This window comes from Yoonia vestfoldensis, from assembly GCF_002158905.1.
Lineage (GTDB): Bacteria > Pseudomonadota > Alphaproteobacteria > Rhodobacterales > Rhodobacteraceae > Yoonia > Yoonia vestfoldensis_B.
Genome location: NZ_CP021431.1, coordinates 1,236,045 through 1,254,255 on the forward strand (window position 1 = coordinate 1,236,045; position 18,211 = coordinate 1,254,255).

Below are 18,211 nucleotides of genomic sequence, written 5' to 3' on the forward strand. Positions count from 1 at the left end.
CCGTGGTGTCCAGAAAAAAGTGACCTGTTGTCAGGGTGTTAACGGTAACATGTGGGATTTTTCGCTGTTACCGCTATCTGTTTGCGCCAACATCTGGCGGCGCAGGTAAGGTGGGTTTGAACCCACCTTACGCCGGTTTTACTTGATCAGGGATTTGACCTTATCGGCCACATTCTGCGCGGTGATGCCGAATTCCTGATACAGCCGTTCGGCGGGGGCAGAGGCCCCAAAGCCATGCATGCCGACAAAGCCCGATTTCTCGCGCTTGCCACGCTCACCAAACAGCCAGCGGTCCCAGCCAAAGCGGATGCCCGCCTCGACCGCGACGCGCACGGGGCCTGCGGGCAGCACTTTGCGACGATAGCTGTCGTCCTGTTCCTCGAACAATTCCCAGCAGGGCATGGACACAACACGCGTGCCGATCCCGTCCGCCTGCAACAGATCGCGCGCGGCAAGGGCGATTTCCACCTCGGACCCCGTCGCCATGATGATCGCCTGGCGCTTGCTCTCGGCATCGGCCAGCACATAGCCGCCCTGGGCGGTCAGGTTCTTGGCGGTATGGGTCTTGCGCACGGTGGGCAGGTTCTGGCGCGACAGGGCCAGCACTGATGGCGTGGTCTTGGAGGTCAGCGCCATTTCCCAGGCTTCGGCCGTTTCCACCGTATCGGCGGGGCGGAACACATGCATGTTGGGCGTGGCGCGCAGCATCGCCAGATGCTCGATCGGCTGGTGGGTGGGGCCATCCTCGCCCAGACCGATGCTGTCATGGGTCATCACATAGGTGACCGGCACGCCCATCAGCGCGGACAGGCGCATCGCGCCGCGCGCGTAATCGGTGAAACACATGAAGGTGCCGCCATAGGCGCGCGCGCCGCCATGCAGCGCCATGCCGTTCATCGCAGCCGCCATCCCATGTTCGCGGATCCCGTAATAGATATAGCGGCCCTTGCGGGTGTCGGGGTGGAATACGCCCATATCGCGGGTCTTGGTATTGTTCGACCCGGTCAGATCGGCGGACCCGCCAATGGTTTCCGCCATGATCGGGTTGATGACTTCCAGCGTCATTTCGGAGGATTTGCGCGTCGCGACCGATGGCGCGGATTCGGAAATCTGCTTTTTCAGCGCGCGGATCGTGGCGGCCAGTTTCTTGGGCGCGTCACCGGCATAGGCGCGCGTGAATTCGGCCTGTTTGGCGGGCGAGAGCGCGGCAAAGCGGGCCTCCCATGCGGCACGGGTCTGGGCACCGCGCGCGCCGATGGCCTGCCATGCGTCCAGCACATCGGCTGCGACCTCGAAGGCGCCCAATGGCGCGCCATAGGCAGTTTTCGCGGCGGCCAGCTGGTCGGCATTTGTCAAAGCACCATGCCCTTTGGATGTGTCCTGCGCCGCATGTCCCAATGCGATATGCGTCTTGCAAGCAATCATCGAGGGGCGCGGATCGGCCTTGGCCGCCACGATGGCCGCGTCAATGGCAACCGGATCATGGCCGTCGATTTCCTGCACATGCCAGCCCGAGGCGGCAAAGCGTGCGGGCTGATTGGTGATATCGGCAATATCAACCGTGCCGTCGATGGTGATGTTGTTATTGTCCCAGAACACGACCAGATGGCCCAGTTTCTGCATCCCCGCCAGGCCAATCGCCTCTTGGCTGACGCCTTCCATCAGGCAGCCGTCACCGGCGATGACATAGGTATGGTGATCGACGATCTTGGCGCCCCAATGGGCGCGCTGGATTTCCTCGGCAATGGCGAAACCGACGGCATTGGCGATGCCCTGACCCAAGGGGCCGGTGGTGGTTTCAATGCCGCGCGCATGGCCATATTCGGGGTGGCCTGCGGTTTTGGCGCCCCATTGACGGAAATCCTTGATCTGCTGCAGCGTGATATCCTCGTATCCGGTCAGATACATCAGCGCGTAAAGCAGCATCGACCCATGGCCTGCCGACAGGATGAACCGGTCGCGGTCGGGCCATGCGGGGGCTTTGGGGTCGAATGTCAGGTGGTTCTGGAACAGAACCGTGGCCACATCGGCCATGCCCATCGGCATGCCGGAATGGCCGGAATTGGCCGCAGCGACCGCATCAAGCGTCAGCGTGCGAATGGCGGTGGCTTTTTTCCAATGATCGGGGTGCGCGGAACGCAGGGCGGCAATATCCAAGGGGGCAGTCCTTCAGGCAAAGGGATTGACGATGTGTTGACTGCGTCATAACAGGGTCGCCCCCAAGATCAAGCGCGACAGCTAAGCCGTTCTGATCTATGACGCCATCGCGTTTGCGGCAGGCAGGGGGATGGCATAGGCTTTGGCAATGCCGCAACGATTCGGGGATCGGGGCAATTGGGCGTTGGATGGACAATCTTGCGCCCCATGAATGTGAAAGGTCGGGCAATGAGTGATGTGCTGGAATTCGGTCACCGGATCACGGTCGCGCTGGACCGTATCCGCCGTGGCCTAGAGGCGCAGGACAAGGCGGATGCGGCGGAAACGTCGCTTTTTGATGCGTTGCAGGCCGAACAGGCGCAAAATGGCGTGCTGCGCGGGCAGATCCAGCAATTGCAGGATGCGCTGGAGGCCCAAGCGGCCCAAGCCGCACAGGATGCCCAAGCCGCACAGGCAGCCCAGGACATACAGGATTCCGAGGCCGTGGCAGCAGCGCAGGCAGCACAGCAGGATGCGCTGGATGCGCAAAAGGCGCAGGTCGCCGCGCTGACCCGGCAGCTTGATAGCCAGGCCGCACAGCTGCGGGCGCTGGATGCGCAATTGCAGCCATTGCGCGCCGCGACGCAGCATTTGCGCGATCTGAATGCGCAGCTGCGCCAGGCGTTGACGGCAGGGCTGGCACCCGGCACGATTGATACTGCCATGGCGGCAGAAATCGACGCTTTGCAGGCGCTGCGCGCGGCCGATGCGGCCGAGGTCGATACGATTCTGGCCGAACTCAAACCCCTGATCGAGGAGGCTGCCCATGCCGCAGGTTGAGATTTTTATCGGCGGGCGGACATTCGAGGTCGCCTGTCAGGAAGGCGAAGAGCATTTCCTGCATTCCGCCGCCGCCATGCTGGATGCAGAGGCCGCGACGCTGGCCGAACAGATCGGCCGTTTGCCCGAAGCGCGGATGCTGCTGATGGCGGGGCTGCTTTTGGCGGATAAGACCGCAGGTCTTGAAGACAAGCTGCGCGAAGCGCAGGTCGAAGCGGTGGAATTGCGCGCCCAGCTGGACCGGCTTGCAGCCCAGCCCGCCCCCGAACCGCAGCGGATCGAAGTGCCTGTGGTGCCGCGCGATCTTGGGGATACATTGGCGGAACTGGCGGCCCGGGCCGAAGCCCTGGCCGATCAGGTGGATGCGAAACTGGCCTGATCAGGCGTTGGCTTCGCGGATCTTGTCGGCGGCATCCTTGTCGAAGCTGACGCCTTTATCGGCAAAGAGCGTGTCCAGCTCGCCCGACAGGGTCATTTCGGTGATGATGTCGCAACCGCCAACGAATTCGCCTTTGACGTAAAGCTGCGGGATCGTCGGCCAGTCGGAAAAATCCTTGATCCCTTGGCGGATCTCCTCGTCCGACAGCACATTCACATCGGCGAAATCCACGCCCATGAAATTCAGCACCCCGGCCACGCGGGATGAAAAGCCGCATTGCGGCATGGATTTCGTGCCTTTCATGAACAAAACCACGTCATTGGTGGATATTGTTTCTTGAATCTGGTCTTTAGCGGTCATCTGCATGTCCTTTGAAACAGGTTTTAATCGGGCGCCTTGGTGGTCAGCGCCAGCGCGTGCAATTCGCCTTGGCTGCCGTCCATCCGGCCTTTGAGTGCGGCGTAAACGGCGCGTTGTTGCTGCACGCGGTTCAGGCCACGAAAGCTTTCGTCGATCACCTCGGCCGCGAAATGCGCGCCGTCATCGCCCTGCACGCTGATCCGGGCCTGCGGGAAGCTTTCGCGCAACAGCGTTTCGATCTCATGGGCGGTGATGGGCATTTGCGGTCCTTCCGGGCGTGTCGTGACTAAACTAGGTGTGATGCGGGCGGCAGGCAAGGCGCTGCCTCTGGCAGGAGTATTTTTGGAAAAAAGAAGTCATCAGGCCAGCGTTTTTTCAAAGCTGCTGCGATAGATCAGGGCCAGATCGGCCAGCGGCGCGCTGTCGCTGCCAAAGGTGACCATATCACCCCCCGCCTTGCCGATTGTGGTGATCGGCACGCCGGCCTGGCCCGCGGCGACCATCAGCGCCTCGGCCTGGTCGAAATTGCAGCCGATCAGATAGCGCGCCTGATCCTCGCCAAAAAGCGTGGGCGTGTCGCCGGCATCCAGCGTGATGCCCACGCCGGCGGTTTCGGCCAGCTCGAAGGCGGCCAGCGCCAGCCCGCCATCGCCCAGATCGGTGCAGGCGGTGATCAGCGCGCAATTGGCGCGGATGAAATCGCCGTGGCGTTTTTCAGCCTCCAGATCGACGGGGGGCGGCGGGCCGTCGGCGCGGTGATAGACCTCGGCCAGAAGCGCCGATTGCCCCAGATGGCCTGTGGTGTCGCCCACCAGCAGCAGGACATGGCCGTCGCGCAATTGCCCGCCGATGATCTGGTCGGGATGGGTGATGATCCCCACGGCCCCGATGGTGGGGGTGGGCAGGATGCCTTTGCCGTCGGTTTCGTTATAAAGCGAGACATTGCCCGAGACGATCGGCATGTCGAGCGCTTTGACCGCAGCACCGATGCCCTGAATGGCCCCCACGAATTGGCCCATGATTTCGGGCTTTTCGGGATTGCCGAAATTCATGTTGTCGGTGGTGGCCAGCGGTTTGGCGCCCACGGCGGTCAGGTTGCGATAGGCTTCGGCGACGGCCTGTTTGCCGCCTTCGACAGGGTCGGCCATCACATAACGCGGTGTCACATCCGAGGTGAAAGCCAGCGCCTTGTCGGTGCCATGCACCCGCACGATCCCTGCGCCCAGACCGGGGATGCGCGCGGTATCGCCCATCACCTGTTGGTCATATTGTTCATAGACCCATTGTTTGGCCGCGTAATTGGGGCTGCTGATCAGCGCCTTGAGCCCGTCCACAGGGTTGACCCCCACGACATCGCCCAAAGGCGGCTGCGCCGGTGTCGGCACCCAGGGCCGGTCATATTCGGGCGCGGAACCCGACAGCGTGGCCAAGGGCAGATCGGCCATCACCTGGCCTTTGTGGATGACGATAAAGCGGTCCTCGGGGATGGTTTCGCCGACGATGGCGAAATCGAGATCCCATTTGACGAAAACGGCGCGGGCTTCGGCCTCGAGCTCGGGGCGCAGCACCATCAGCATGCGTTCCTGGCTTTCCGACAGCATCATTTCATAGGCGGTCATGCCGGTTTCGCGCTGCGGCACCGCGTCAAGGTTCAACCGCACGCCCAGCCCGCCCTTGTCGCCCATTTCCACGGCCGAACAGGTCAGACCCGCCGCACCCATATCCTGGATCGAGATCACCGCCCCCGTGGCCATCAGTTCCAGCGTCGCTTCCATCAGGCGCTTTTCGGTGAAAGGATCGCCGACCTGCACGGTGGGGCGCTTTTCCTCGATACTGTCGTCGAATTCGGCCGATGCCATGGTCGCGCCGCCGACACCGTCGCGGCCGGTTTTGGCCCCCAGATAGACGACAGGCATGCCCACGCCCGAGGCTGCGGAATAAAAGATCTTATCGGCATCGGCCAGACCGGCGGCAAAGGCATTCACAAGGCAATTGCCGTTATAGGCGGGGTGGAACCGCAGCTCGCCGCCGACAGTGGGCACGCCAAAGGCATTACCATAGCCGCCGACACCGGCAACGACGCCATGCACCAAGGCGCGCGTCTTGGGATGGGTCGGCTCGCCAAAGGACAGCGCATTCATTGCCGCGATCGGCCGCGCGCCCATGGTAAAGACATCGCGCAGGATCCCGCCCACGCCGGTTGCCGCGCCCTGATAGGGTTCGATATAGCTGGGGTGGTTATGGCTTTCCATCTTGAACACCACGGCCTGCCCGTCACCGATATCCACAACGCCCGCGTTTTCACCGGGGCCGCAGATCACTTGCGGGCCGGTCGTGGGCAGGGTGCGCAGCCATTTCTTTGACGATTTGTAAGAACAATGTTCGTTCCACATCGCCGAAAAGATGCCCAATTCGGTAAAGCTGGGCGTGCGGCCGATGATGTCCAGAATGCGCTGATATTCGTCGGGCTTCAGCCCATGGGCAGCGATGAGATCGGGCGTGATGGCTGGCTCTGTCATGATGTCCCCTTGGTGCTGCGCCTGTCATACAGAGCCGGGCCTTTGGATTAAAGACGCAAAACGCAAGTATGGGCCTGGTTGGCGCGGTCTTATCTGCGGCCCGGGCGCAGGCAGGGCAGGGCGCGGGTCCGCGCGGCGCAGGCCAAAAAAAAGCCGGGCACAAGGCCCGGCGAAGTCCAACAGGGAGGTGAGGACGGCGCGCGATTGCGCAGCGTGCCCTCGACCGGACAGATAGGGCGCGTTTTTTGACCATTCAAGAAAAAATTTTTGCGGCAAGCGCATTGCCGCTATGCGCTGGGTGCATGGCTGGGGCGGGGGAAACCCCCGCAAGCGCCTTGGCTATTGCGGCAAGGTTTCGCGGATCTTGCGCCGATGGGCAAAGATTTCTTCCTGCACGAAATCGCGGAAGGCGGCGATCCGTTTGGATTGGCGCAATTCCTCGGGATAGGCCAGAAAGACCGGCACTTCGCCGCTTTCGAGGTCGGGCAGCACGCGCACCAGATCGGGGAAATCCTCGATCACATAATCGGGCAACACGCCGATCCCGATATTGTTCAACACGCCCTGCAACACGCCAAAGTAATTATTGACGGTGAACAGATGCTGGATCTCGCAGGTCAGCAAATGCTGCACCAGCGTGGCCCCGGCCGCGACCTGGATCGAATTGAGGCTTTGGCAGACCAGCCGGTGATCTGACAGATCAGGCAGCGAGTCCGGCGTGCCGTTGGTTTCCAGATAGGATGGCGATGCATATAGCCGCATCCGCACTGACATCAGCCGTTTGCGGATCAGGTCGGCCTGTGACGGTTCTTTCATGCGGATAGCGACATCAGCCTCGCGCATGGGCAGGTCCAGCACGCGTTCTTCCAGCATCAGGTCGATTTTCAGATCGGGATAGGCTTCGAATAATTTGGGCAGGCGGGGCGCCAGCCACAAAGTGCCGAACCCCGTTGTCGTGGTCACCCGCAGATCGCCGAACACTTCTTCTTCGCTGTCGCGGATCCGCGCCGAGGCGGTTTCCAGCCGTTTGTTCATTGATTTGGTCGCATCGAACAGCAATTCGCCCTGTTCGGTCAGAATCAGCCCCCGCGCATGGCGATGGAACAGCGTGGTGTTCAACGCCTCTTCGAGCGCGCGAATCTGGCGGCTGACGGCGGATTGCGACAGATGCAGCGTATCGCCTGCATGGGTCAGCGACCCCGCATCCGCGACCGCGTGAAATATTCTTAGCTTGTCCCAGTCCATCCTGCGCTTTCATTGCTGCTGTTACCGCTCGCATTTCCCCTTCATTACGCTATTGCAGCGAAAGGTTGCAAACTTTCTTGCGCGGCATTTTGTTCTTTGTAGGTCAGCATCTTTGACCTATACTGGGGCCATCAGCGCTTGGGAGGGTGGCAGATGGGCCGTCAGGAAATCACACTCAACGACCGTTACGATCTGGATAAATCACCGGTTTTGCTGAACGGGACGCAGGCGCTGGTCCGGTTGATGCTGATGCAAAAGGCGCGCGATGCGCGGGCCGGGCTGCATACGGCGGGCTATGTGACGGGTTATCGCGGATCGCCTTTGGGGGCGGTGGATATGCAGATGACCCGCGCCCGCGATGTGCTGGAACCGGCGGATATCACCTTTCAACCCGGGCTGAACGAGGATCTGGCCGCCACCGCGCTTTGGGGCAGCCAGCAGGCGGAATTGCGCGGCGAGGGCAAATTCGATGGCGTCTTTGGCCTGTGGTATGGCAAAGGGCCGGGCGTGGACCGGTCCGGCGACGTGATGCGCCATGCCAATATGGCCGGCACCTCGCCCCATGGCGGGGTGATCATGGCGATGGGCGATGATCATACCGGCGAAAGTTCCACCACCTTGCATCAATCGGATTGGGCGATGGTGGATGCCTATATGCCCATCGTCTCGCCTGCGGGGGTGCAGGAAATCCTGGAATACGGGCTTTATGCCTGGGCCTTGTCGCGATACGCGGGCGTCTGGGTCGGTCTGAAGACGATGAAAGACACGATCGAGGTCACATCCGTCGTCGATGCCGATCCTTATCGCGCCGATTTCATCATCCCCGACATGCCCTTGCCTGATGGGGGGCTGAACATCCGTCTGGTCGATACCCCGCAGCTGCAAGAAGCGCGGATGATCGACCATAAACGTTTCGCCGCCGAGGCATTCAGCCGCGCCAACCGCATGGATCAACGCAAATGGGGCAGGCCGGGGGCCAAGATCGGGTTCGTGGCGGCGGGCAAGAACTGGCTTGATCTGCAACATGCGCTGGCGCTGCTGAATATCACCGAAAGCGAGGCCGATGCCCTTGGCATCACCACCTATAAGATCGGGCAGGTCTGGCCGCTGGATATGGCGTCTTTCCATGATTGGGCGGCGGGGCTGGATCTGGTCATCGTGGTTGAAGAAAAGCGCAAGCTGATCGAGGTGCAGGTCAAAGAGGCCCTGTTCGACGATAGCCGCACCCGCGTTTACGGCTGGCACAAGGGCGATGAACATTCCGAAGGACGGCGCGAGGAAATCTTTCCGACCCGTGCCGCGCTCGACCCGATCTGGATCGCCGAAAAGATCGGCGGCATCCTGATCGAGGAAGGCTGCGGATCGGACGGGATCAGCGCTGGCATGGCCGCCCTGGCCGAGGCGCGCCGCGCCGATAATGCACCCGAACTGGCGGCGCGTCTGCCTTATTTCTGTTCGGGCTGTCCGCATAATTCATCGACCAAACTGCCCGAAGGGTCGCGCGCCTATGCGGGCATCGGCTGTCATTACATGGTGCAATGGATGGGCCGTGATACCGTGGGTTTCACCCAGATGGGCGGCGAGGGGGCCAATTGGGTCGGCGAGGCCCCGTTTTCCACCCGCGACCATGTGTTCCAGAACCTTGGCGACGGCACCTATAACCATTCGGGCGTGCAGGCGATCCGCTTTGCGCTGATGGCGGGGACCAATATCACCTATAAGATCCTTTACAATGACGCGGTCGCCATGACCGGCGGACAGGGCAATGATGGCGGGCTGACCGCCGATCAGATCTGCCGTGAATTGCAGGCGATGGGGCTGCGCAATATCGCGCTGGTCCATGACGCCAAAGAAGACCTCGATCTGTCCGTTTTCCCCAAAGGGCTGGACATAAACGAACGCGAAGATATGCAAGCTGTGCAAGAGAAATTCAGCAAATACAAAGGCGTGTCCGCCATTGTTTATGTCCAGACCTGTGCCGCCGAAAAGCGCCGCCGCCGCAAGCGCGGGCAATTCCCCGACCCTGATAAACGGGTCTTTATCAATACCGATATCTGCGAAGGCTGCGGCGATTGTGGCGTGCAATCCAATTGCGTCAGCATCGTGCCGGTGGAAACCGAACTGGGGCGCAAGCGCGCCATTGATCAATCATCCTGCAACAAGGATTTTTCCTGCGTCAAAGGGTTCTGCCCGTCTTTTGTGACCGTGCAAGGCGCCAAGATCCGCAAAGAGGCCACCGCCGCCGTCGATCTGCCCGACATGCCCGACCCGGTCCTGCCCGCGATCACCGGCACCCATAACATTGTCATCACCGGCGTGGGCGGCACCGGTGTCGTGACCATCGGCGCGGTCATGGCGATGGCCGCGCATATCGACGGCAAAGGCGCGGGGATGATGGAAATGGCGGGTCTTGCGCAGAAAGGCGGGGCTGTGCATATCCATTGCCGCATCGCCGAAAGCCCAAGCGATATCAGCGCGATCCGCGTTGCCACTGGCGAATGCGACACGCTGATTGGCGGCGATCTGGTGGTCTCGGCGGGGGCCAAGACGCTGGGGCTGATGAAAACCGGCCGCACGCGCGGGGTGGTCAATAGCCATGAGATCATCACCGGCGATTTCACCCGCAACACCGAATTCACATTGCCGACCGACCAGCTGCGCCTGTCGCTGGAGGCCCGGCTGGGCGCGGGTCTCGCCCTGTTCGACGCCTCTGATCTGGCCCGCGCGCTGCTGGGCGACAGTATCTATTCCAACATGATGCTCTTTGGCGCGGTCTGGCAGATGGGGGCGATCCCGCTGCGCCACGAGGCGATTCTGGGCGCGATTGAATTGAACGGGGCCGCGATCAACCGCAATATCCGCGCGTTTGAGCTGGGCCGCTGGGCCTATCTGCACCCACAGGATGCGGCGGCGGTGCTTGCGCCCAATCTGGTTGGCCTGCCGCAATCGCTGGAGGATAAGATCGCCTTTCGCATGGATCATCTGACCCGCTATCAAAGCGCGCGTCTGGCGCAACGCTATCGCAAATTCCTGGACCAGTTTCAGGACCAGCCGATGCGCGAGGCGGTGGCGCTGGGCTATCATAAGCTTTTGTCCTATAAGGATGAATATGAGGTCGCGCGCCTGCTGGCCCAGACCCGCGCCAAGGCCGCCGCCGCATTCGACGGTGATCTGACGCTGACCTATCATCTGGCCCCGCCGATCATGTCGAAAACCGGCAGCGACGCACGCCCCGTGAAACGGGAATTTGGGGCGCGGATGGCGTGGGCCTTTCCGAAACTGGCGCGGTTCAAATTCCTGCGCGGCACATGGCTTGACCCTTTTGCGCGCAACCCCGAACGGCGGATGGAACGCGCGCTGATCACGCAATACGAGGCAGATATGGCCGAGGTGCTGCGCATCCTGCGCCCCGACACCCGCGATGCGGCCATCGCACTTGCGCGTCTGCCGCTGGATATTCGCGGCTTTGGCCCGGTCAAGGATGCCAATGCCCGCAAAGCCGCCAAACGCCGCGAGGAATTGCTGGCCAGCCTGCGCGCGGCACCGATGCAACAGGCGGCGGAATAGACGCGCGCTGCCGTTATTGTCATGCAAGCGTCGCATGACCCTGCTACCCCCCGCGCGAGGTGCAATGCGGGGGGGATGAATGCGACGCAAGGATCGGCAAGTGGCGCGGGATATCACCTATGCCACATCGGCCAAGGGGCGGGGCGGGCGTGCCTTGATCCGCGTCATGGAAAACGCCACCGGACGGCTGCGCCTGATCAAAAAGGCGCGCGGCTATGATGTCGATGTCGCGCAAGGCGGTGATTTCTGGCAGGTGATCACCGCGCGTTACGGGCTTGATTTGCAGATCGCGGGCGGCACGCTGGATGATATCCCCAGCTCTGGCCCGCTGATCCTGGTGTCCAACCATCCTTACGGCATTCTGGACGGGCTGATGATGGGGCTGATCCTGTCGCAGCGGCGCGGTGGCGATTTCAAAGTGCTGGCGCACCGGATCTTTCGCGCCTCGCCCGATCTGGAACAGGTGATCTTGCCGATTTCCTTTGATGACACCAAAGAGGCCGCCAAGCTGAACCTGGACACCCGCGCCGAAGCTTTGCGCTATCTGGCGGCGGGCGGGGCCATCGGGATCTTTCCGGGCGGGACGGTTTCGACCTCGGCGCGGATGTTTTCCCAGCCGATGGACCCCAATTGGCGCAATTTCACCGCCAAGATGATTGCCAGATCCGATGCGGTGGTTGTCCCGATCTTCTTTGAAGGCCGCAACAGCCGGCTGTTCCAGCTGGCCAGCCATCTGCATGTGACCCTGCGCATGGGCCTGTTGATCCGTGAATTCAAAGCCCGCATCAACAAACCCGTGCGCGTGGTGATCGGCAAGCCTATCCCCGCCGATCTGTTGGCGGGGCTGAAAAAAGACCCCAAAGGATGCATGGATTTCCTGCGCAAAGCCACCTATGAGTTAAGCCTTGATCCGCTTGATCCGACTGCGATCGGGCATGAATTCGAAGACAGATACAAGGTGCGTGATGGCCGTAGGGATATTCGATAGCGGGCTGGGTGGGCTGACAGTGCTGGATGCCGTGGCCGCGCGCCTGCCAGATGTGCCGCTGGTCTATCTGGGCGACAGCGCGCATGCGCCTTATGGCGTGCGCACGCCCGATGATATCTATGATCTGACCACCGCCGCGACACAGCGCCTGTTCGATGCGGGCTGCGATCTGGTGATCCTTGCCTGCAACACCGCCAGCGCCGCTGCCCTGCGCCGGATGCAAGAAGGCTGGGTGCCGCAGGGCAAACGCGTGCTGGGCGTCTTCGTGCCGCTGATCGAGGCGCTGACCGAACGGCAATGGGGCGATAATTCGCCCCCGCGCGAAGTCGCTGTCAAACATGTGGCCCTGTTCGCCACGCCCGCCACCGTATCCAGCCGCGCGTTCCAGCGCGAACTGGCGTTCCGCGCCATCGGCGTCGATGTCGAGGCGCAGGCCTGCGGCGGTGTCGTCGATGCGATTGAAGACGGCGATATGATCCTGGCCGAAGCATTGGTGCGCAGCCATGTCGATGCTTTGCGCCGCAAGATGCCCACACCCGATGCCGCCGTGCTGGGCTGCACGCATTATCCATTGATGGAAAAGGTGTTTCAGGATGCGCTGGGGCCACAGGTCAAGGTCTTTTCCCAGGCCAATCTGGTCGCCGAAAGCCTGGCCGATTACCTGGCGCGACGACCCGAAATGATCGGCGCGGGCCGCGACAGCGCGTTCCTGACCACGGGCGATCCGGCCCGCGTCTCGGCGCGCGCGACGCAATTCCTGCGCCGCCAGATCACCTTTACCGCCGCTTAACGAAAGGTTCGCCATGACCTGCAATACCGCCATTCTGGGCGCGTCGGGCTATACCGGCGCAGAGCTTGTCCGCCTGATCGCCACCCATCCGCATCTGCGCATTGCCGCCCTGTCAGCCGATCGCAAGGCGGGCCAGCAAATGGCCGATGTCTTCCCGCATCTGCGCCATCTGGACCTGCCCAAGCTGGTCAAGATGGAAGAGATCGACTTTTCCGGCATTGATCTGGTCTTCGCCGCCTTGCCGCATGGTCTGTCGCAGGCGCTGGTCTGCGATCTGCCCCAAGCCGTGAAAGTCGTCGATCTGGGCGCTGATTTCCGGCTGCGCGATCCTGCGGCCTATGAAAAATGGTATGGCGCGGCCCATGTCGCCACCGCATTGCAGCAAACCGCGGTTTACGGGCTGACCGAGTTTTACCGCGACGACATCAAATCCGCACGGCTGGTGGCGGGCACCGGCTGCAATGCCGCGACCGTGCAATTCGCGCTGCGGCCTTTGATTGCCGAACAGCTGATCGATCTGGATGACATCATCTGCGATCTCAAAAACGGGATTTCGGGGGCCGGGCGGTCGCTGAAGGAAAACATGCTGTTCACTGAACGCAGCAGTGACGTGCTTGGCTATGCCCAAGGCGGCAAGCACCGGCATCTGGGCGAATTCGATCAGGAATTTTCGGCCCTCGCCGGTCGCCCCGTGGAAATCCAGTTCACGCCGCATCTGGTGCCGATCAGCCGGGGCATTCTGGCCAGCTGCTATCTGCGCGGCGATGCGCAGGCGATCCATGCCGCGCTGACCGCCGCCTATGCAGACGAGCCGTTCATCCATGTGCTGCCCTTCGGCCAATGCCCCGGCACCGGCCATGTGATGGGGTCGAATTTCTGCCATATCGGTGTGACATCGGACCGCATTTCAGGCCGTGCTCTTGTGGTGGCCACCCTTGACAACCTATGTAAGGGATCGTCAGGGCAGGCGGTGCAGAACGCCAATCTGATGCTGGGTCTGAATGAAACGGATGGTCTGATGCTGGTGCCGGTATTCCCATGAGCGGTTTGAAAAACCTCAAGAAACGCCGCCGTGTGCAGGTGATTTCCATCGCCGGGGCCTGCGTGGGTCTGGTGCTGGTTTTGTTGTGGTTTCTGCCATCGGATAGTTTCCAATTCTTCCGCTCGCCGTCAGAGGTCGCCTCGGCGCCACCTTTGCCCAATGAACGGTTCCGCCTTGGCGGTCTGGTCGAACGCGGCACGCTGGTGCGCGGGCAGGGGCAGGAAATCAGCTTTGCCGTGACCGATGGCGGCGCCTCGATCCCGGTGGTCTATGCGGGCATCCTGCCGGATCTCTTTTCCGAAGGCGAAGGCGTCGTCGCGCAAGGCAATATGATCGATGGCCGGTTCGAAGCTGTTGAAATCCTTGCCAAACATGACGAAACCTACATGCCGACAGAGGTGCTGGACGCGCTGAAGGCGCAAGGGGTCTATGTGGACCCGAACGGTGCACGCATCGGGCATTAACCTGATTTTGATACCCTGTCCCCGCAACCAGCAGAGGACAGGATATGCAAAGCATCACCGACATCGCCGCCGAAATCGTCCTGCGTGAGGGCGGCTATGTGAATGACCCCGATGATCCCGGCGGGGCGACAAAATTCGGCGTCACCATTCACACGATGCGCCGTCTGGGGCTTGATCTGACCGGCGATGGCACGGTCGATGCCGCGGATGTGCAGCAGCTGGACCGCGCGCAGGCGGTGGCGATCTTTGTCGAACATTATTATCACCGCCCCCGGCTCGACCGGCTGCCGCAGGTGATCCAGGCCAGTGTTTTTGACATGTATGTCAATGCCGGGGCCAATGCGGTGCGTATCCTGCAACGGCTGTTGGTTGAAATGCGCATCCCCGTCGCCGTGGACGGTGTGATCGGCCCGCAGACGATTGCGGCCGCCACCCGCGCGGCAGGGGCGGCCCCCGACCATCTGGCCGATGCTTACGGGATCGCGCGGCGCAATTATTATTACGATCTTGCCGACCGCCGCCCCGCCAGCCGCAAATATGCCCGCAGGCGCGATGGCGGCAAAGGCGGCTGGATCACACGGGCCGAGGAATTCATTTCACCGCGCTATCACCTAAGCGCGGCAGAGCATCAGCAAAGGACAGCGACATGGGCTTGATTTCGGGGATCATGGGCTTTTTCTTTGGCAATGGGCGCAATGTGCTGGTGGAAACCGCGCAGGTGTTCCGGCCCAATGCCGAACAGACCGCGATGCGCGACGCGGATGCCAAAAGCGAAAGCCTGCAACAATTCGCCGCCGAATTCGCCCATGCCCGGCAGGGGCTCTTCGACCGCGCGGTGGATGCGCTGAACCGCTTGCCGCGCCCGATGCTGGCGCTGGGGACGATCTGGCTGTTCGTGATGGCGATGGTCGATCCTGACAGCTTTGCCGCGGGAATGACGGGGCTGGCGCTGGTGCCTGAACCGCTTTGGTGGTTGATGGGGGCGATTGTCAGCTTTTATTTCGGCGCGCGCCATCAGGCCAAGGAACAGGATTTCCAGCGCGTGCTGGCCGCCGCCGCCGCCGCCAGCGAAGCGGCGACGCGCAAACCGGCACCAGCGGCAGATGACAGCAACCCCGCCTTGCGCGACTGGCAGGCCAGCCATGGAATCTAGCGTCCTTGACAGGCTGGAATCGCGGCTGCGACAGCTTGAAACTCGCAATGCGGTGGATGCGGTCCATCGCGACAATGTGGCCAACAGGCTGGGCGCGATCGAGGATACGCTGAAATGGCTGGTGCGGCTGATCATCGGCGCCATGCTGATGGCCGCCGTCAGCTATGCGGTGCCGGGCGGTCTGATGCTTTAGCTGCGCCAATTTGTACCGCTGATATGATGCAGGTCGCTGTTCCAACCGGACAGCCAATAGGATAAGTGAAAACCATGTTAAATGAACTCGCACATTTTGCCATGATTCTGGCCTTTGGCGTTGCCATCGTCCAGATGATCGTCCCTTTGATCGGCGCCCAACGCGGCAATGTCGGCTGGATGAGCCTTGCTGAACCCGCCGCCACGATCCAGTTTTTGCTGACCGGCTTTGCCTTTGCCGCGCTGACCTGGGCCTTTGTGGTGTCGGATTTCTCGCTGCAATTGGTCTATATGAATTCGCATACCGACAAGCCGCTGATCTACAAGATCACCGGCGTCTGGGGCAATCACGAAGGGTCGATGCTACTGTGGGTGCTGATCCTGGCGCTGTTCGGGGCCTGTGCGGGCTGGTTCGGGGGCAATCTGCCGATGCGGCTGCGGGCGCGGGTGCTGGCGGTGCAGGGGTCAATCAGCGTGGCCTTTCTGGCCTTTCTGATCTTCACCTCGAACCCTTTTTTGCGGCTTGATGTGCCGCCCCTGAACGGGCGCGACCTGAACCCGCTGTTGCAGGACCCCGGTCTCGCGTTTCATCCGCCGTTTCTGTACCTCGGCTATGTCGGGCTGAGCATGGCGTTTTCCTTTGCCGTGGCCGCCCTGATCGAAGGGCGGGTCGATGCCGCTTGGGGCCGTTGGGTGCGGCCTTGGACCTTGGCGGCCTGGGTCTTTCTGACTGTCGGTATCGCGCTGGGGTCCTGGTGGGCCTATTACGAATTGGGCTGGGGCGGGTTCTGGTTCTGGGATCCGGTCGAAAACGCAAGCCTGATGCCTTGGCTGATCGCCGCCGCCCTGCTGCATTCGGCCATCGTGGTGGAAAAGCGCGAGGCGTTGAAAAGCTGGACCATCCTGCTGGCGATCCTGGCCTTCGGCTTTTCGCTGCTGGGGGCGTTTATCGTGCGCTCTGGCGTGCTGATCTCGGTGCATGCTTTTGCGGTGGACCCCGAACGGGGGATGCTGTTGCTGATCATCCTGGGCATCTTTCTGGGCGGGTCGCTGACGCTCTTTGCATTCCGCGCCTCGGCCATGCAGTCCAAGGGCGTCTTTTCCACAATCAGCCGCGAAAGCGCGCTGGTGCTGAACAATATCCTGCTGGCTGTCAGCTGTTTTGTCGTCTTCATCGGAACGATGTGGCCGCTGGTGGCGGATATGCTGTTCGAGCGGACCTTGTCGGTCGGCCCGCCCTTCTTTGACGCGGCGTTTACGCCGTTCATGGTCGGGCTGGCGATTGCGCTGCCCCTGGGGTCGATGCTGGCCTGGAAACGCGGCACGCTGGAACGGATGTCCAAGGCGATGGCGGGCTGGCTGGTGCTGGCCGTGGCGCTGGCGGCACTGGCCTATGCTGTGCAAAGCGGCGGGTCAGCGCTTGGGCCGGTCGGCGTGGCGCTGGGGGTCTGGGTCGTGGGCGGCGCGCTGGCCGATCTATGGCTGCGCGCGGGCCGCGATGACCTGCGCACGCGTCTGCGCCGGATCCGCAACCTGCCGCGCGCCGATTGGGGCAAGGCGACCGCCCATATCGGGATGGGGGTGACGGTCTTTGCCATCGCCGCCATGCTGGCTTGGGAAAAAGAGGATATCCGCATCGCCAATATCGGCGACCGCTGGGACATGGGCGCGTTCGAGGTGCAGCTTGATGCGGTCAACCAGCTACAAGGGCCGAATTATGTGACCACGATGGCCGATATGTCGGTCTGGCGGGGCGGGCGCGAATTATACACGCTCCAGCCCGAAAAGCGGTTCTATCCGGTGGCCAATATGCCCACGACCGAGGCGGCGATCAGCAATGGGTTCATCCGCGATGTCTATGTCGTGATCGGCGATCCGCAGGTCAATGGCGGCTGGGCGGTGCGCACCTATGACAAACCCTTTGCCAATTGGATCTGGGGGGCTGCATCTTGATGGCGCTTGGCGGGTTGTTTTCACTGTCGGACCGGCGTTTGCGGGTCGGTGCGGCCTCGGCCAAGCCTGTGCGCACAGGCGCGGTGCCTGCGGAATGATCCGGCTGGTCGCCATATTCTGGCTGATCGCTTCGGCGGCCTTTGCGGTGCAACCCGACGAGGTGCTGGATGATCCCGCTCTGGAACAGCGCGCGCGTGAGCTGTCCAAGGGCCTGCGCTGCCCGGTCTGCCGCAACGAAAGCATCGACGAATCCAACGCCGAATTGTCGCGCGAATTGCGGATCTTGCTGCGCGAACGTCTGGTCGATGGCGATAGCGATGAACAGGCCGTGGATTTCCTTGTCGCGCGTTACGGCGAATTCGTGCTGCTGCGCCCCGATACCAGCGGCGTCAATGTGGTGCTGTGGTATGCCGCCCCCGTCATGCTGCTGATCGCGCTTGGCATCGGCTGGACAGTGATCCGGCGGCCCGTCGCCGCGCCCGAGGCGCTGAGCGACGAAGAAAAAGCCGAATTGCAAAAGATATTACGCTCCTGACGTGATGTTGTGCTTTCCTGAACCGCCGAGTTCAGTAATGTGGCGGTG

16 protein-coding genes and 1 pseudogene are annotated in these 18,211 nt (G+C 62.0%); 12 read left to right on the forward strand and 5 right to left on the reverse strand.

From position 1 onward, the window contains the following. Positions 1-138: 138 nt before the first annotated feature. On the reverse strand, positions 139-2,157 hold the full coding sequence (gene tkt / locus LOKVESSMR4R_RS06050; RefSeq protein WP_087206750.1) for a transketolase: 2,019 nt from the start codon (positions 2,155-2,157) through the stop codon (positions 139-141). A gap of 228 nt (positions 2,158-2,385) precedes the next feature. On the opposite strand from tkt, the gene LOKVESSMR4R_RS06055 reads away from it, so the two are divergent. Together LOKVESSMR4R_RS06055 and zapA are read left to right on the forward strand one after the other, a co-directional pair. Continuing rightward, positions 2,386-2,976, forward strand: a complete 591-nt coding sequence (locus LOKVESSMR4R_RS06055) for a hypothetical protein (RefSeq protein ID WP_087206751.1) — start codon at positions 2,386-2,388, stop codon at positions 2,974-2,976. Beyond that, the gene (gene zapA, locus LOKVESSMR4R_RS06060) at positions 2,963-3,355 is read left to right on the forward strand and encodes a cell division protein ZapA (protein ID WP_087206752.1); all 393 of its coding nucleotides are present in this window, start codon (positions 2,963-2,965) and stop codon (positions 3,353-3,355) included. Before LOKVESSMR4R_RS06055 ends, zapA begins: the two co-directional genes overlap by 14 nt. On the opposite strand, the gene grxD is transcribed toward zapA, so the two are convergent. The 4 genes from grxD to LOKVESSMR4R_RS06080 all read right to left on the reverse strand — a co-directional run bounded on the left by grxD (position 3,356) and on the right by LOKVESSMR4R_RS06080 (position 7,479). Continuing rightward, complete coding sequence (gene grxD, locus LOKVESSMR4R_RS06065) at positions 3,356-3,715, reverse strand: Grx4 family monothiol glutaredoxin (protein WP_087212708.1); 360 nt, start codon at positions 3,713-3,715, stop codon at positions 3,356-3,358. It abuts the gene before it with no gap. A 23-nt stretch (positions 3,716-3,738) separates the two neighbouring features. Continuing rightward, complete coding sequence (locus tag LOKVESSMR4R_RS06070; protein ID WP_007204542.1) at positions 3,739-3,975, reverse strand: BolA/IbaG family iron-sulfur metabolism protein; 237 nt, start codon at positions 3,973-3,975, stop codon at positions 3,739-3,741. A 99-nt stretch (positions 3,976-4,074) separates the two neighbouring features. After that, positions 4,075-6,234, reverse strand: coding sequence for a phosphoribosylformylglycinamidine synthase subunit PurL (purL, locus tag LOKVESSMR4R_RS06075; protein ID WP_087206753.1), 2,160 nt, complete (start codon positions 6,232-6,234; stop codon positions 4,075-4,077). Positions 6,235-6,573: 339 nt separating this feature from the next. After that, entirely contained in the window at positions 6,574-7,479 is a 906-nt protein-coding gene (locus LOKVESSMR4R_RS06080) for a LysR family transcriptional regulator (RefSeq protein ID WP_087206754.1), read from the reverse strand. A gap of 153 nt (positions 7,480-7,632) precedes the next feature. Between LOKVESSMR4R_RS06080 and LOKVESSMR4R_RS06085 the strand changes: the two genes are divergently transcribed. The 10 genes and pseudogenes from LOKVESSMR4R_RS06085 (at position 7,633) to LOKVESSMR4R_RS06130 (ending at position 18,163) form a co-directional block, all read left to right on the forward strand. Next, positions 7,633-11,046, forward strand: coding sequence for an indolepyruvate ferredoxin oxidoreductase family protein (locus tag LOKVESSMR4R_RS06085; RefSeq protein ID WP_087206755.1), 3,414 nt, complete (start codon positions 7,633-7,635; stop codon positions 11,044-11,046). A gap of 79 nt (positions 11,047-11,125) precedes the next feature. Continuing rightward, a complete protein-coding gene (locus LOKVESSMR4R_RS06090; RefSeq protein ID WP_087206756.1) occupies positions 11,126-12,034 on the forward strand; it encodes a lysophospholipid acyltransferase family protein in 909 nt (302 codons plus the stop codon). Then, entirely contained in the window at positions 12,012-12,824 is an 813-nt protein-coding gene (locus LOKVESSMR4R_RS06095; protein WP_087206757.1) for a glutamate racemase, read from the forward strand. Before LOKVESSMR4R_RS06090 ends, LOKVESSMR4R_RS06095 begins: the two co-directional genes overlap by 23 nt. Positions 12,825-12,837: 13 nt before the next feature. After that, the gene (argC, locus tag LOKVESSMR4R_RS06100) at positions 12,838-13,866 is read left to right on the forward strand and encodes an N-acetyl-gamma-glutamyl-phosphate reductase (RefSeq protein WP_087206758.1); all 1,029 of its coding nucleotides are present in this window, start codon (positions 12,838-12,840) and stop codon (positions 13,864-13,866) included. Continuing rightward, a complete protein-coding gene (gene ccmE / locus LOKVESSMR4R_RS06105; RefSeq protein ID WP_087206759.1) occupies positions 13,863-14,330 on the forward strand; it encodes a cytochrome c maturation protein CcmE in 468 nt (155 codons plus the stop codon). The genes argC and ccmE overlap by 4 nt, the downstream gene beginning before the upstream one ends. A gap of 44 nt (positions 14,331-14,374) precedes the next feature. Continuing rightward, positions 14,375-14,986: a holin-associated N-acetylmuramidase gene (locus LOKVESSMR4R_RS06110; protein WP_087206760.1), complete on the forward strand. Its 612-nt coding sequence runs from the start codon at positions 14,375-14,377 to the stop codon at positions 14,984-14,986. Next, positions 14,977-15,483 carry a holin family protein gene (locus LOKVESSMR4R_RS06115; RefSeq protein WP_087206761.1) on the forward strand — a complete coding sequence of 169 codons (507 nt, stop codon included), beginning with the start codon at positions 14,977-14,979 and terminating at the stop codon, positions 15,481-15,483. The genes LOKVESSMR4R_RS06110 and LOKVESSMR4R_RS06115 overlap by 10 nt, the downstream gene beginning before the upstream one ends. Further along, positions 15,473-15,676: a hemolysin XhlA family protein gene (locus tag LOKVESSMR4R_RS06120; RefSeq protein WP_087206762.1), complete on the forward strand. Its 204-nt coding sequence runs from the start codon at positions 15,473-15,475 to the stop codon at positions 15,674-15,676. The genes LOKVESSMR4R_RS06115 and LOKVESSMR4R_RS06120 overlap by 11 nt, the downstream gene beginning before the upstream one ends. 74 nt (positions 15,677-15,750) lie before the next feature. Further along, a pseudogene (locus tag LOKVESSMR4R_RS06125) lies at positions 15,751-17,726 on the forward strand (heme lyase CcmF/NrfE family subunit). Beyond that, the gene (locus tag LOKVESSMR4R_RS06130; protein ID WP_087206763.1) at positions 17,723-18,163 is read left to right on the forward strand and encodes a cytochrome c-type biogenesis protein; all 441 of its coding nucleotides are present in this window, start codon (positions 17,723-17,725) and stop codon (positions 18,161-18,163) included. Before LOKVESSMR4R_RS06125 ends, LOKVESSMR4R_RS06130 begins: the two are co-directional and overlap by 4 nt. Positions 18,164-18,211: the final 48 nt, after the last annotated feature.

What these genes read in the sequence shown, in the direction of transcription:
- LOKVESSMR4R_RS06055 (WP_087206751.1), top strand. Translation starts at nt 2,386, where the DNA reads ATGAGTGATGTGCTGGAATTCGGTCACCGGATCACGGTCGCGCTGGAC.
- zapA (WP_087206752.1), top strand. Translation starts at nt 2,963, where the DNA reads ATGCCGCAGGTTGAGATTTTTATCGGCGGGCGGACATTCGAGGTCGCC.
- grxD (WP_087212708.1), bottom strand. Translation starts at nt 3,715, where the DNA reads ATGACCGCTAAAGACCAGATTCAAGAAACAATATCCACCAATGACGTG.
- LOKVESSMR4R_RS06070 (WP_007204542.1), bottom strand. Translation starts at nt 3,975, where the DNA reads ATGCCCATCACCGCCCATGAGATCGAAACGCTGTTGCGCGAAAGCTTC.
- purL (WP_087206753.1), bottom strand. Translation starts at nt 6,234, where the DNA reads ATGACAGAGCCAGCCATCACGCCCGATCTCATCGCTGCCCATGGGCTG.
- LOKVESSMR4R_RS06080 (WP_087206754.1), bottom strand. Translation starts at nt 7,479, where the DNA reads ATGGACTGGGACAAGCTAAGAATATTTCACGCGGTCGCGGATGCGGGG.
- LOKVESSMR4R_RS06085 (WP_087206755.1), top strand. Translation starts at nt 7,633, where the DNA reads ATGGGCCGTCAGGAAATCACACTCAACGACCGTTACGATCTGGATAAA.
- LOKVESSMR4R_RS06090 (WP_087206756.1), top strand. Translation starts at nt 11,126, where the DNA reads ATGCGACGCAAGGATCGGCAAGTGGCGCGGGATATCACCTATGCCACA.
- LOKVESSMR4R_RS06095 (WP_087206757.1), top strand. Translation starts at nt 12,012, where the DNA reads ATGGCCGTAGGGATATTCGATAGCGGGCTGGGTGGGCTGACAGTGCTG.
- argC (WP_087206758.1), top strand. Translation starts at nt 12,838, where the DNA reads ATGACCTGCAATACCGCCATTCTGGGCGCGTCGGGCTATACCGGCGCA.
- ccmE (WP_087206759.1), top strand. Translation starts at nt 13,863, where the DNA reads ATGAGCGGTTTGAAAAACCTCAAGAAACGCCGCCGTGTGCAGGTGATT.
- LOKVESSMR4R_RS06110 (WP_087206760.1), top strand. Translation starts at nt 14,375, where the DNA reads ATGCAAAGCATCACCGACATCGCCGCCGAAATCGTCCTGCGTGAGGGC.
- LOKVESSMR4R_RS06115 (WP_087206761.1), top strand. Translation starts at nt 14,977, where the DNA reads ATGGGCTTGATTTCGGGGATCATGGGCTTTTTCTTTGGCAATGGGCGC.
- LOKVESSMR4R_RS06120 (WP_087206762.1), top strand. Translation starts at nt 15,473, where the DNA reads ATGGAATCTAGCGTCCTTGACAGGCTGGAATCGCGGCTGCGACAGCTT.
- LOKVESSMR4R_RS06130 (WP_087206763.1), top strand. Translation starts at nt 17,723, where the DNA reads ATGATCCGGCTGGTCGCCATATTCTGGCTGATCGCTTCGGCGGCCTTT.